This window comes from Streptomyces sp. NPDC030143 (assembly GCF_055573695.1).
In genome coordinates, this window is sequence record NZ_JBVIAY010000005.1 from 202,869 (window position 1) to 216,517 (window position 13,649).

The window sequence follows — 13,649 nt, forward strand, 5'->3', positions numbered from 1 at the left end:
ATGGTTTGACGAGTAAGGGCGCTATATATCTTTCGGTGATGTTTCAGCCTGAAAACTCGCTCGGCAGAGAGGTCGGGATGCAGGACGCTCGCGTCCGCAGTGTGGCTGCGGTCTCCCTCTGGGCCGTGGTGCTGGCCGTCCTGCTGCCGGGGCTGATCCTCCAGTCGGACGGTGTGCGCCTGTCGCCCGCGCTCGCCCTGCAGTGCGTCGTCGTGGCGCACGCCGGTGCCGCGCTCGCCCGTGTGCTCACCGCGCCCGAGGTGCGGTTCGTCGCCTTCGGCTTCTGGGTCTTCGCCTACATCTGGCTCGGCCTGGCACCGCTGGCCCAGATCGCCACCGACGTCTACCCGTGGCCCTACCGCTCCGGCGAGGACACCGCCCTCGCGGCCGTGGCCGTCGTGGAACTCGGGCTCCTCGCCTACAGTGCCGGGGCGGCTCTCGCCGCCGCCCGACGCCGGGCCCGCCCCGACGCCGGACCGGGACTGCTGGAGCGCGTGCTCTCCCGCCGTATCGCCCCCTGGCGCCTGGTGGCGCTCTGCGGCTTCGCCCTCGCCTTCGCCTTTCTGCTGATCTCCCGTCAACCCGGCCGTCTCGGCGCGTACTTCACCAGCCGCCAGGCCATCACCGAGGCCGGCGCGATGGCCGACGCCCAGGACGGCTTCCTCCAGGTCCTGCTCAGCTGGTCGCTGTCCGTGCCCGCGTTCTGGGCACTGCTCGGCCTGTTGCAGGTATCGCGCGCACCGGGCGGCGACCGCTGGCTGCGCGGACTGCGCTGGCTGCTGCTGCCGGTGCTGATCACGCTGAACGCGATCGTCAACAACCCCATCAGCAAGCCGAGGTTCTGGGTCGGCACGGTCCTGCTGACGCTGGTGTTCACCGTGCCCCTGTTCTGCCGGCCCCGCGTCTTCCGCGCGGCGGCCGCCGCCCTCGTCGCCGCGCTCCTGGTCGTCTTCCCCTACAGCGACTACTTCCGCTACAGCGACCGGGAGGACATCACCGTCGTCTCCCTGGTCGACCAGTTCACCGCCAACGGCGACTACGACGCCTTCCAGCAGGTGCAGACAGGCGTCGACCACGCCCGGGACAACGGGTTCTCCCCCCAGGACGCGCTCGGCCCGCCGCTGTTCATGGTGCCGCGCTCGATGTGGCCGGAGAAACCCGAGGACACCGGCATCGCCCTGGCCCGGTACGCGGGCTACGACTTCCTCAACCTCTCGGCACCCCTGTGGATCGAGAGCTACCTGTGGGCCGGCCCCTTCGCGGTGGTCGTCGTGTTCCTCCTGCTCGGCGCGTCAGGGCGGCGCGTGGACGACACACGTCACCTGCTGCGCGACCGGCCGGGAACCCTCGCGGCGCTCCTGGTCCCCGCCTTCGCCTTCTACCAGATGGTCTTCCTGCGCGGCAGCCTGCTCGGCATCGCCGGCCCGCTGACGCTCCTGGTGGCCATCCCGCTGCTCATCAGCACCCGCACCGCCCGGGCGCCCCGGCTGTCCACAGCGGCGGTGCCGACCGCACCCATCCGTCACGCAACGATCTCCGGAACAGGAGGGCCCCTGTGACCGGCCCCATCCCCTTCGACGACCGGTACGACGAGCCGGACCAGCTACGCGACCAACTGCGCCGCATCCTGCGCCACCGTGTCCTGATCGCGCTGGGCATCCTCCTGGGAGTCCTCGGTGGGCTGGCCCTCTCCCTGCAGCGCGCCCACACCTACACCGCCACCAGCGAAGTGCTCGTGCGCTCCACCACCGACCCGTTCGGCGCGGTGGGCGTCTCGGCCGACAACCAGATCAGCATGAGCACGGAGCAGCGGATCGCCGCCAGCGCGACCGTCGCCCTGCGCGCGGCGCGCGTCCTGGGCCGCCCCGCCGGCGAATCGACCACACTCGGGGCCCGGCTGCGCGTCACCAACCCGCTCAAGTCCCAGGTCCTGCGCTTCGAGTTCACCGCCGGCGCCCCCGAACGCGCGGCGCGCGGCGCCAACGCGTTCGCAGAGGCCTACCTCGCCGACCGCAAGAGCCGCAACGACTCCATGGTGCAGCGCACCACCCAGGGCCTGGACCGGCAGATCGCCGTGCTGAACCAGCGTCTGAACCAGGGCAAGCTGGAGCCGACGGCGAAGCCCGCCGTGCAGAACCAGCTCTACAACCTGCAAAAGCGTGCCCTCGACGTCAAGTCCCGTGACACCAGCGGCGGCGACATGGTCCGCCGGGCCACGGCCCCCACGCTGCCCGCGGGGCCCGGACTGCGCACCCTGATCACCCTCGGGCTCGTCGGCGGACTCCTCCTCGGCATCGTGCTGGCCTGGGTGCGCTCCGCACTGGACAACCGCGTCCGCTCGGTCGGCGAGGTCCAGTCCGCGCTGCGCGCGCCGGTGCTCGGCATCCTGCCCTCCGACGACGGAGGGGACGAGGCGCTGCTGACGGTCGGCCGCATCAACAGCCCCCGCACGGAGGCCTACCGGGCCCTCGCCTTCCGGATCCGCCAGACCGGCGTGACCGCCGACACCGGCCAGGTGCTCGTGGTCTCGCCCCGGCAGGACGGCGACGCCGAGGAGGTCGCCGCCAACCTGGGCGCCGCCCTCGCCGAGGACGGGACGGACGTCCTGCTGGTGGACACCGCCCCCGACACCATCAGCCTCGCCACCCGGCTGCCGCTGATGCCGTACGAGGCCCCCACCCTGGAGGAGGCGTTCCTGCCGGCCGGGAGCGTCCGCGTGGACGCCGACGTCGAGGGCCGTCTCGCCTTCTCCGCGAGCGGCGGCACGATCCGGCGCAACCGGCTGGTGCCCGCCGACACCGACATGTCGACCGTGGTCGTCGCGGCGCCCCTGCTCAACCACGCCGACGCCCTCGCCGTCGCCCAGCGCGTCGACGCCGTCGTCGTGGTCGCGGGCCTCGACCGCACCCGGCGGGACGACCTGCGGCAGATCCAGGAGCTGATCGGCTGCTCCGGCGGACGCCTGCTCGGGGCCGTGTTGGACGCCGGTCGCCCGCGCCGGCGCCTGCGGCTGCGCCGCCGCCCGAAGTACGGTCCCACGTCTCCCGCCGACACCTCGTCCATGGACCTTCCCGTGCAGGACAGCAGCTTCAGCGTCTCCCGCCGATGACCGCCTCCGAAGCGACCGCCCGCCCCCGCCCGGGGGCCGCCGCCCCGAGCGGGGTGGCGGCTACCGCGCGGGGCGGGTGGTGGGGGATGGCGGGTTCCGTCGCGAACGCCGCCTTCTCCTTCCTCCTCGTCGGCCTGATCACCCGGGCCGTCGGGGCCGAGGGGGCCGGCGCGATCTTCACCGGCGTCGCCCTGTTCACCATCCTCAGCAACACCTGCAAGCTCGGCGCCGACACCGGGCTCGTCCGCTTCGTGCCGCGCGACCTGGCCGTGAACGACGGCCGCTCGGTGGACGCGCTGCTGCGCACGGCCGTCCTGCCGGCGGCCGTGGCCGGCACCGCGGCCGCGGTGCCCCTGGTGCTCTCCCCGGCGGTGGCCACCGCCCTGCTGCCGCAGATGCCTCCCGCGGACGCGATCGCCCTGGTCCGGCTCTTCGGGCTCTTCCTGCCCGCCGCCACCGTCGGCATGATCCTGCTGGGCGCCACCCGGGGATACGGCACGGTGGTGCCGTTCGTCGGCGTGGAGCAGATCGGCAAGCCGGTGCTGCGCGTGCTGATCGCCGTCCCCGTCGCGTTCTACGCCCCCGGCGTCCTCTCGCTCGCCTCGGCCTGGCTGCTGCCCGCGCTGGCCGGCTCCCTCGCCGCCTGGATCTCCCTGCGCCGCTGCCGCGCCGGCCGCCCCCCGGGGCCGTGGGGCGGCGAGGGCGAGACCGTGCCGCGACGGGTCTTCTGGGCGTTCTCCGCACCCCGCGCGGTCTCCTCCGTCTTCGACATCAGCGCCGTGTGGGTCGGCGTCATCCTGCTGTCGGCGCTGGCCACCGCCGGCGACGCCGGGGTGTACACCGCCATCGGCCGTGTCGTCACCGCGGGCACCCTCGTCCAGCTCGCCGTGCGGCTCGCCGTCGCACCCGAGCTCAGCCGGCTGCTCGCCGTCGACGAGCGCGCCGCGGCACACGAGCTGCACCGCGTCTCCACCTGCTGGACCGTGCTCTTCTCGTGGCCGCTGTTCGGTCTCGTCGCCTGCTTCCCCGCCACCGTCCTGTCCGTGTTCGGGCCGGAGTTCACCGACGGTGCCCTCGCGCTGCTGGTGCTGTGCGCCGCCTCCCTCGTCAACGTCTCGGTCGGCAACGCCCAGACCGTGCTTCTCATGGCCGGGCGCAGCTCCTGGCACCTGGCCGTCACCGCGGTCGCCTTCACGGTGCAGCTGACCGTCGGCCTGCTCGCCGTGCCGGTGTGGGGGGTTCTCGGCGCGGCGGTGTCCTGGGGCGCCGCCATCGTCGTGGAGAACCTCACGGCGGCCGTCCTCATCCGGCTGCGCCTCGGCTTCACGACCGTCGACCGCGGTTATGTGAACGCCCTCGCCGCCGGGTTGGTCGTAGGGACGGTGCTGACCGCCTGCCGTGTGACGCGAGGTGACACTCCGTCAGGACTCGCCGTCGGGATGGCTTTGGGAATGTGTGTATTTGGTATTACTTTGTGGCGATATCGGACGTCGCTGAGGGTGAGCGAACTGGTCGGAGTGCTGCGCCGCCGCGCCGCATGAGACCGGACACGGTCGTACCCCTCCCTCGACGGCGTCACTCCCCTCACACCACTGTCATCCGGGGTCTCCCTTGCACCTGAGAAAACGCCGTACGAAACCGGTCGCCAGGGTCGCGGCCACCGCGCTCGTGTGCTGCACCGTCGCCCTGCTCGACGCCCCCCTCGCCGCCGCCGCCGAGGGCGCACCCGCGTTCTCCGCCGATCCGCTGGCCACCTGGCAGACGGACGGCATCGTCTGGTCGATGGCCGCCGCGAACGGTGTCGTCTACGTCGGAGGGTCCTTCGACGCCGTCCGCCCGCCGGGAGCCGCACCCGGCCAACAGCAGGTAAGGCGGCGCAACTTCGCCGCCTTCGACGCCGTGACCGGCAAACTGCTGCCCTGCGCCCCGACGTTCACCGGCCACAACCACACCGTGCGGGCCATGAAGGCCTCTCCCGACGGCCGGGTGCTGTACGTGGGCGGTTCCTTCGCCCAGGTCGGATCCACCCGGGTGGCCAACGCCGTCGCCCTCACCACCGCCGACTGCGCGCTGAGCAAGACCTTCAGGCCGGTGGTCTCGGCCACCGTCCGGGCCATCGAGACGACCGACAAGGCCGTCTACCTGGGCGGTGACTTCGCCCAGGTCGGCGGTCAGCCCAGGAACCGGGTCGCCGCCGTGGACCTCAAGGGCGCCGTCCTGCCCTTCAGGGCCGACGTCGACCTGCCGGTGCGCGCCCTGGCGGCCGCGCCCTCGCACGGCAGGCTCTTCGTCGGGGGCGACTTCGAGTCGGTCAACGGTCAGTCGGCCCGCTCGCTGGTCACGCTCCACCCCACCAGCGGCAAGACGGTCCTGTCCTACCCCGGATGGTTCCCGCGCCAGTCGTCGGTGAAGACGATCGCGCGCGACCAGACCCGCTTCTTCGTCGGCGCCGAGGGCCACGGCCCGGGCATCTTCGACGGCCGGATCGCGGGCCGGCTCACCAACGGCACCATGGTCTGGAAGGACACCTGCTTCGGCGCCACCCAGGCCGTCCTGCCGTACCGGGGCAACCTCTACAGCGCCTCGCACTCGCACAATTGCAACGAGACGCCCGGCGGGTTCCCGGAGCACGGCGACCGGCAGCACCTGCTCGTCCAGTCGCTCGACGACCGTAGGATCCTGCACTGGTTCCCCGACACCAACGGCGGACTCGGCGAACAGGTGGGCCCCCGCACCCTGGCCGTCTCGCGCGGCGTGCTGTGGGTGGGCGGCGAGTTCACCCGGGTCAACGACGCGCCGCAGCAGGGGCTGACCCGCTTCGGCGGCCGTGACACCGGCGCGCCCAGGGTGCCCGCGCTCGCCGTCGCCGACACCGACCCCGGCGAGGTCACCCTCACCTGGCGCGCCTCCTGGGACCGGGACGACGCGTCCCTGACGTACCTGGTCTACCGCGACGGCAAGCTCGTGGCGCGGGAGTCGAAGGTCTCCAAGGAGTGGAAGCGCCCGCAGATGGAGTACACCGACACCGTCCCCGCCGGGCCCCACCTGTACACGATCGAGGTGACCGACGGAACCAACACCTCGCCCAAGTCCAACTCCGTGACCGTGACCGTGCCGCCGAAGGCGGCCCAGGACCGACTGGTGGGTGACCCGCAGTGACGCGCATCGGATTCGCGCCCGGCGTCTACGACCTGTTCCACATCGGACACCTCAACATCCTGCGCGAGGCGCGCCGGCACTGCGACCGGCTGGTGGCCGGTGTGACCTCCGACGACCTGACCGCACGCCTGAAGGGCCGGTCCCCGGTGGTCCCGATCGAGGAACGCCTGGAGATCGTCCGCAGCGTGCGCTACGTCGACGACGTCGTCGTGGAGTCGGAGGTCGACAAGCTGAGGACGTGGAAGCGGGTCGGCTTCCACGTCATCTTCAAGGGCGACGACTGGCTGGGCACGCCCAAGTGGGAGGAGTACGAACGGCGGTTCGCGCAGGTCGGCGTCGACGTCGTCTACTTCCCGTACACCATGCACACCTCCAGCACGCTGCTGCGCGGCGCGCTGGAACTGCTCTCCCGACGCCAGGCGCCGGAGATCCCCTCAGCGCAGCTCCCGGAACCACTTCACCAGGAAGGCGCCCATGAACAGCACGTGGGCCACCAGCAGAGTGCAGTAGACCGTGAGAAAGACCTGCTGGCTTCCCAGGAATAGGAAGGCCACGCAGGTCAGGCCGTAGTCGACCGGCAGGAGCAGGACCGACCTCAGTGCCGGGGGCGACCCGGCCGGAGCCTCGCCCGGCGTCCGCCGCGAGAGCTTCTCCGTCAGGATCCCGGCGAAGAAGATCACCACGGCCGCGAGCTGGAAGACCATCGGCGCCAGCAGCAGGGCCCGGCTGGGCAGCGTGAAGAACCGGTAGAACGACACCAGCACCACGAGGTGGAGGGCGAGGATCTTGACGCAGTCCAGGACGTGGTCGAGCCACTCGCCCGACGGGCTCCCCGAGCGCTGGCCCCGGGCGAGCTGACCGTCCGCCGAATCCAGCGCGAACCCCACGGCCAGGGCCGCGCCGACGCAGACCGCCATCCCGGGCCCCGGCGGCACCAGCGCCACCGCGGCCAGGGCCGGGAAGGTGAACAGCGCGCCGAGGACGGTCAGCTGATTGGGCGTCGCTCCCGCCCGGTAGGCCAGCGCCGCCAGGAACCGGCCGGCCGGACGGTTGACGAACCGGGTGTAGAGCGAGACCCCCTTCGCGGGCTTCTGTGCCGCCGACAGATGTCTGAACACCTCGGCAAACTCGGTCATTTCCCTCCTTTACTGAGAAATCGTTGGAAAGAAGGCAATTATGGCAGAACGGGGAGGCGGGATGTCTCGTGTCAGCCGTCGGCAGCTTCTGCGTGGCGGGGCGTCGGTGGTCGCGGCGACGGCCCTGACCGCGACCAGCGCGTCCGCCGCCGTCGGGCCGGAGCGGCCTCCCGCGCCACCGGGCCCCGCCGGACGCGGGCGGGGCCGCACCTCCACCCGGCTGCCGCTCGTGATCAACGTCGGTGACCTCGGAGCGGTGGGCGACGGGCGGACCGACGACACCGCGGCGTTCGAGATCGCCTACTCGCTCGCGGCGTCCCGGGTCACCCGCGGAGTCGGGCGCACGGTCATCGAGATCCCGGCCGGCGAGTTCCTCATCACCCGTCCCCACGCGCTGCTGAACGGCGTCGCTCCGCTGCGGGCGGCCAACGGCCTGCGCTTCAGCGGCGCGGGCAAGCGCATGACCTCCCTCGTCTTCCGTCCCGACGACGGGCCGGGCTCCTATCTCTGCCGCAACGAGGACATCTGGGCGAACCTCTCCTTCGAGCGCATGCAGTTCCGCTCGGCCACGCCGGGCGCCTCCTTCTTCAGCTCGTACTCCACCGGACAGGCCCAGGACTACCGGTTCTCGGAGTGCGAGTGGATGGGGGAGTGGGAGTTCGGGATCGCCCTCGACGGCACGGACACCAACTCGGAGATGCGCTGGGAGGCGTGCCGGGTCGGCGGCAGCTACCGCAGGGCGTTCCTGTACTCGGGCCTGTCACGACGCCACCGGACGGACCCCAACGACCAGGACCAGTTCCTCAACTACTGGTTCACCGACATGAAGGTCGAGTACGAGTGGGGAAACTTCCTGGAGTTCCCCTACGGCGGCTCGATCACCTGCCGGGGCGGCTCGTACATCATCACCGGCAGCCGCCCGTACCGCTCCGACGAGTACGGCACCACCAGCACCTTCTTCCGCTTCCCCGTGGCGCAGCACCACGACTCGGTGCAGCGCTTCCACGCCGAGGACATCCGCTTCGAGGTGCGCGACCCGGACACGCGGATCATCGAGTGCCTCTGGCGGACCGGCACCGTCCACTTCAGCGACTGCGACGACACCGGACTCGCCTTCAAGGGCTTCTCGGCCGACGTCCGGGCGCACCGCTACACGGTGGGGCCGCGCGGCCCGTTGATCCGTTACGACTCCTGCCAGTTGGTGGGCCGCCACGAGTACCGGGCGACCGTCGGGCAGGACACCCTCCCGACGGCCGTCCGCTACGACATGTGTCTGCTGCGAAGCCACCCCGCGAGCGAGTTCGTGGTGGCCGAGGGCACCGGCCGGCCGGGGTTCGTCAGCTTCGTCGACTGCCTCGACGGCTCCGGCGCCGCCGCCGACCGGTCGCTGACGGCCCAGCCCGTCGACCCGTCCCCGCCGACCGGTCAGGTCCCGCCGGCGGACGCGCGGGACCCGGCGGGAACGCCCCCCGGAATCATCCCGAAATCCGCCCCCTGAGGTCAGCGGGCCACGCTCAGCGACAGCGCGAAGCGTCCCGCCCGGTCCGTCCACCAGTGCGTCAACTCCAGCCCCGCGGCCGACAGTTCGGAGCGCACGCCCTCCTCGCGGAACTTCGCCGACACCTCCGTGCGCAGTTCCTCGTCCGCCGCGAAGTCGACGGCGAGGTCCAGCGCCGGGATCTTCACCGTCTGCGCGTGACGCGAGCGCAGCCGCATCTCGATCCACTCGTTGCCCGCGTCCCAGAGCGCGACGTGCGCGAAGGCGCCGACGTCGAAGTCGGCGCCGAGCTCGCGGTTGACGACGGTCAGGACGTTCCGGTTGAACGCCGCCGTCACGCCGGCCGCGTCGTCGTACGCCCGGACCAGCACCCCCGCGTCCTTGACGAGGTCCGTGCCCAGCAGCAGCGCGTCGCCCGGCGCCAGCAGGGCGCGGACCGAGGCGAGGAAGGCCGCCCGCTCGCGGGGGAGCAGGTTGCCGATGGTGCCGCCGAGGAACGCCAGCAGCCGCGGGCCCGGAGTGTCGGGCAGCGTCAGCGGGGCGGTGAAGTCGGCGATCAGGGCGTGCACGCGCAGGCCCGGGTGCGCGTCGATCAGGGCCTGCCCGGCCCCGGTGAGGGCGCTCTCGCTGACGTCGACCGGCACATAGGTGCGCAGGGAGGTCAGCGCGTCGATCAGATGGCGTGTCTTCTCCGAGGACCCCGAGCCCAGTTCGACCAGCGTACGGGCACCGGCCGCGGCGGCGATCTCCCCGGCGCGGTCGACGAGGATCTCGCGCTCGGCACGGGTCGGGTAGTACTCGGGCAGTTCCGTGATCCGCTCGAACAGCTCGCTGCCGTGGGCGTCGTAGAACCACTTCGGCGGCAGCGTCTTCGGGGTGGCGGTGAGGCCGTGCAGGACGTCGGCGCGCAGCGCGGCGTCCGTGGCGTCCTCGGGCAGGGTGCGGGTGATCTGGAACGGGCTCACGTACGGGTCTCCTCGGGTCGGGCGGGTGCCGCGTCCGCGTCCGGGTCCTTCAGTGGGGTGAGCAGGACCTCGGCGCGGTTCGCCGTGAGGAGGGTGCGGTCGGGCACCTCCTGCCAGTGCGGGTCGTCGTCGTACGGCTCGGAGGCCACGACCGTGCCGTGGCCGGGCTCCGTCAGGTACCAGAGGGTGTCGCCCCAGGCGGTCGCGGTGATCGTCGCGCCGTCCGTGGTCAGCAGGTTGAGCCGGGAGCCGGGGGCGGCCGCGGCCAGCTCCTGCACGGTGTCGGCCAGCGCCTGGCCCGCGGTGTCCCCGGCGCGCAGCCGGGTGAGGACCAGCGCCCACACGAACGCGGAGTCGTTGCGGGCCTCCATCGACAGCAGGTCGGCCGCGGGCAGGGAGCGCGCGAGCGCCTCCAGGGAGCCCGGCCAGCCCTTGACCGCCCCGTTGTGGCTGAACAGCCAGGTCCCCGCCGCGAACGGCGCCGCCGCGGCCTCCGCGTCCGCGCCCGCCAGCGTCGCGTCCCGTACGGCCGCCAGCAGCGCGCCGCTGCGCACCACCCGGGCCAGGTCGGCGAAGGACAGGTCCGCCCAGACGGGGCCGGCCCGGCGGTAGCGCGCCGGCACCGGATCGCCCTCGGCGTACCACCCCACCCCGAAACCGTCGGCGTTGACCGTGCCGTACCGCTGCCGCCGCGGGGCCCACGACTGGCGGTACAGGCTGTGCGCGGGCTCCACGAGGAGCCGGCCGAGCGGTTCGACCGGCCCAAGGTACGCCAGATGACGGCACATCAGACGGCCTCCGAGCGGGCGGTGCGGAACCCGGAGAAGATCTGCCGCCGGATCGGGTGGTCCCAGTTGCGGAAGGTGCCCCGGCAGGCGACCGGGTCGACCGCGAACGACCCGCCACGCAGCACCTTGTACGCGGACCCGAAGAACACCTCCGAGTACTCCTCGTACGGGAACGCCCGGAACCCCGGATAGGGCAGGAAGTCGCTCGCCGTCCACTCCCACACGTCGCCGATCAACTGCCGTACGCCGAGCGGGGACTCGCCGGCCGGGTAGCTGCCGGCGGGGGCGGGCCGCAGATGGCGCTGGCCGAGGTTGGCGTGTTCGGGGGCGGGGTCGGCGTCACCCCACGGGTAGCGCATCGAGCCGCCGGTCGCCGGGTCGAAGCGGGCCGCCTTCTCCCACTCGGCCTCGGTGGGCAGCCGGCGCCCGGCCCAGCGGGCGTAGGCGTCGGCCTCGTACCAGCACACGTGCAGCACCGGCTCCTCGGGCGGCACGACCTCGGTGACGCCGAAGCGGCGCCGCAGCCACTGGCGGCCGTCGCGGTGCCAGAACAGCGGGGCGTGCAGGGAGTGCTTCCGGACGTGCGCCCAGCCCTGCGGGGTCCACCAGCGCTCGTCGTCGTAGCCGCCGTCCTCGATGAACGCCTGGTAGGCCCCGTTGGTCACCGGGGTGGTGTCGATGTGGAAGGGCGCCACCTCGCGCCGGTGCGCGGGGCGTTCGTTGTCCAGCGCCCACGGCTCGCCGGAGGTGCCCATGGTGAACGGGCCGCCGGGGACCAGCACTTCGGCCGGACCGGTGAACAGCGGTGCCGGGCCGGGGTCGGGGGCGGTCAGGGCCGGCGGGCCCTTGCGGAGCTGATGGGTGATCAACATCGTCTCGTCGTGCTGCTGTTCGTGCTGCGCGATCATGCCGAAGGCGAAGCCCGCCTCCGTCAGCCGCGTGCCGTGGAAGTCGGCCGCCTCCAGCACGTCCAGGGCCCGGCCGCGGACCTCCGCCACGTACCGGCGGGCCTCGGCCGGCGGCAGCAGCGGCAGTGACGGCCGCTCGGCGCGCGGATGCTCGAAGGCGTCGTACAGGCCGTCGATCTCCGGGCGCATGGCCTCCCGGCCGGCCACCGCGCGCAGCAGCCACTGCTCCTCCTGGTTGCCGATGTGCGCGAGGTCCCACACCAGGGGCGACATCAGCGGTGAGTGCTGGGCGGTGAGGTCCGGGTCCTCGACGCAGCCGGTCAGCAGTGTGGTGCGGTCGCGCGCCGTGAGCAGCGCGGTCAGCGCGCGCTTGCGCAGGGCGTCGGCGTCGGGGGACCCGGAGGACTCGGGGGACCCGGAGGACGCGACGGACTCGGGGGCGGGGTCGGTCATGGGCGCGGGTCCTTCCCGTGTGCGCGGCCATCCGTGTGACGCAAGCGGTCGAGCAGGTCGTCGGCGGGGCAGCGTCCCCGCAGGACGTGGCGGTCCAGGAACACGCGGACGGCGTCCGTGACCGCGGGGCCGGCGCCGAGCCGGGGCAGGGCCTCCAGCGCCGCCGTGAAGCAGGCGACGGCGGCCTCGTGCAGTTCGGGATCGGTCAGTCCGGCGCGGGCCGCCTGGGCCCACAGCGGGTTGTGCGGGGCCGGCCGGGACAGGGCCCGCTCGGCCAGCGGTTTCACCGCTCGGTGCGCGCTCTCGGCGGCCTCCGGGTCGTCGAACAGGGCGGTCGTGACGGCGAGCGGCACGATCCAGCCGTCCTCGCCCGGCTGCGCGTCGATCATGCGCAATTCGAGGTGGCCGCGCGGGCGCACCGGCGGGAACAGGGTGGAGATGTGGTAGTCGAGGTCCGCCCGGGTCGGCGACCCCGTCCTGATCCACTCGCGCAACGTCAGCCGTTCGGGCACGTCCCAGGGGCCGCCGTCCCGTCGTACGCACATCACCGGCGCGTCCAGGACGTGCCGGGCCCAGGCCCCGCGCGGCTCGGCGTCCGGGACGGGCGCGCCCGCGCGACCGGCGCCGATCTCCATCCACAGCCGTTGCCGGGTGGAGCGCCAGCCGGTGGGGGTGCGGCCGAGCACGGGGGAGTTGGCGAAGGCGGCGACCAGGACCGCGCCCAGCGTGTGCGCCATCCACCAGCGCCGCTCGTACCCCAGCGGGCCCGGCTCCTCGTGGCCGGCGTCCAGGCAGACCTGCACGGACGCGGAGGTGCACATCATGGCCCTACCGGCCGGGCCGGTGCGGTCGAGGCAGGCCTCCATGGCGTCGTAACGGGGCTCGCGCAGGAACCGGCGGGGCGGGTGCCAGGGGTCCGTGCCGAGGCCGGAGAGGGCGAGCCCGTGCTCCCGCAGGACGGCGCGGACGGCGTCCAGGTCGGCCGAGACGGCGGTGACGCATTCCGTGAGGGAGGCCGCGGGCCGCGAGCTGAGCTCCAGCTGCCCGCCGGGTTCGACGGTGAGGGCCGAGCCGAGAGGCACGGTCCGCAGGGCGGCGTAGGCCGCCTCGAGTCGTTCGGGTGTCACGGGGAGCCGCGGTTCGCGCAGCTCGTGGACGAGCCATTCGAGCTCCACCCCGACGGTGCGGGGCGGGCCGGTCTTGAAACAGATGCCGCGGACGAGGGCTTCGACCTCGGCCTCGGTGAGGGCGGTACGGGGCTCCGTACAGCCGCCCACCGAGATGCTTGAAGAGTCGGACATGTCGGGATCCTCCTGAGATTCCACCATGCCACCGGTTCGGCGTCGGTGGGGCCGGACCGGCATCACTCGTCCCACCCAAGACCGTTCGCTCGATTCGTACAAGGGTACAAAACGGCTTATCAAGGACTAGGAATGCAATGTTCCGGCCGACGCGTGGGGTGTTCGCGCCGCCGGGAAATGCTGTTGCACCGCATGACCGGCATCGATCACGATGCGTTCATGAGCACGACGGGGGAGATCGGCCGGCGCGGGGGGGGGGGGGGGGGGGGGGGGGGGGTGGGGGGGAGGGGGGGGGGGGTGTGGTATCGGGAAGAAAGGAGAAATTATTTTAG

At 72.6% G+C, this 13,649-nt stretch carries 10 protein-coding genes and 1 pseudogene; 6 read left to right on the forward strand and 5 right to left on the reverse strand.

Annotated elements, in window-relative coordinates:
• Positions 1-77: 77 nt before the first annotated feature.
• The 5 genes and pseudogenes from ACZ4YY_RS11490 to ACZ4YY_RS11510 all read left to right on the forward strand — a co-directional run.
• On the forward strand, positions 78-1,559 hold the full coding sequence (locus ACZ4YY_RS11490; RefSeq protein ID WP_468287100.1) for a hypothetical protein: 1,482 nt from the start codon (positions 78-80) through the stop codon (positions 1,557-1,559).
• Positions 1,556-3,109 carry a P-loop NTPase family protein gene (locus ACZ4YY_RS11495; RefSeq protein WP_468287103.1) on the forward strand — a complete coding sequence of 518 codons (1,554 nt, stop codon included), beginning with the start codon at positions 1,556-1,558 and terminating at the stop codon, positions 3,107-3,109. Before ACZ4YY_RS11490 ends, ACZ4YY_RS11495 begins: the two co-directional genes overlap by 4 nt.
• 86 nt (positions 3,110-3,195) lie before the next feature.
• Complete coding sequence (locus ACZ4YY_RS11500) at positions 3,196-4,650, forward strand: oligosaccharide flippase family protein (protein WP_468287106.1); 1,455 nt, start codon at positions 3,196-3,198, stop codon at positions 4,648-4,650.
• Between the two features lie 70 nt (positions 4,651-4,720).
• On the forward strand, positions 4,721-6,268 hold the full coding sequence (locus ACZ4YY_RS11505; RefSeq protein WP_468287109.1) for a fibronectin type III domain-containing protein: 1,548 nt from the start codon (positions 4,721-4,723) through the stop codon (positions 6,266-6,268).
• Positions 6,265-6,684, forward strand: a pseudogene (locus tag ACZ4YY_RS11510) (FAD synthase family protein); the annotation flags it as partial. The gene ACZ4YY_RS11505 and the pseudogene ACZ4YY_RS11510, both read left to right, overlap by 4 nt.
• A gap of 18 nt (positions 6,685-6,702) precedes the next feature.
• Here ACZ4YY_RS11510 and ACZ4YY_RS11515 read toward each other — a convergent pair.
• Entirely contained in the window at positions 6,703-7,404 is a 702-nt protein-coding gene (locus ACZ4YY_RS11515) for a CDP-alcohol phosphatidyltransferase family protein (protein WP_468287112.1), read from the reverse strand.
• A gap of 61 nt (positions 7,405-7,465) precedes the next feature.
• Between ACZ4YY_RS11515 and ACZ4YY_RS11520 the strand changes: the two genes are divergently transcribed.
• The gene (locus ACZ4YY_RS11520) at positions 7,466-8,902 is read left to right on the forward strand and encodes a glycosyl hydrolase family 28-related protein (RefSeq protein ID WP_468287115.1); all 1,437 of its coding nucleotides are present in this window, start codon (positions 7,466-7,468) and stop codon (positions 8,900-8,902) included.
• 2 nt (positions 8,903-8,904) lie between these two features.
• On the opposite strand, the gene egtD is transcribed toward ACZ4YY_RS11520, so the two are convergent.
• The 4 genes from egtD to egtA are packed head-to-tail and all read right to left on the reverse strand — an operon-like array spanning position 8,905 to position 13,317.
• Positions 8,905-9,867, reverse strand: coding sequence for an L-histidine N(alpha)-methyltransferase (egtD, locus tag ACZ4YY_RS11525; protein WP_468287118.1), 963 nt, complete (start codon positions 9,865-9,867; stop codon positions 8,905-8,907).
• Positions 9,864-10,655, reverse strand: a complete 792-nt coding sequence (gene egtC, locus ACZ4YY_RS11530; protein WP_468287121.1) for an ergothioneine biosynthesis protein EgtC — start codon at positions 10,653-10,655, stop codon at positions 9,864-9,866. Before egtC ends, egtD begins: the two co-directional genes overlap by 4 nt.
• Positions 10,655-12,016, reverse strand: a complete 1,362-nt coding sequence (gene egtB, locus ACZ4YY_RS11535; protein ID WP_468287123.1) for an ergothioneine biosynthesis protein EgtB — start codon at positions 12,014-12,016, stop codon at positions 10,655-10,657. Before egtB ends, egtC begins: the two co-directional genes overlap by 1 nt.
• Positions 12,013-13,317: an ergothioneine biosynthesis glutamate--cysteine ligase EgtA gene (gene egtA, locus ACZ4YY_RS11540; protein ID WP_468287126.1), complete on the reverse strand. Its 1,305-nt coding sequence runs from the start codon at positions 13,315-13,317 to the stop codon at positions 12,013-12,015. The genes egtB and egtA overlap by 4 nt, the downstream gene beginning before the upstream one ends.
• Between the last annotated feature and the right edge of the window lie 332 nt (positions 13,318-13,649).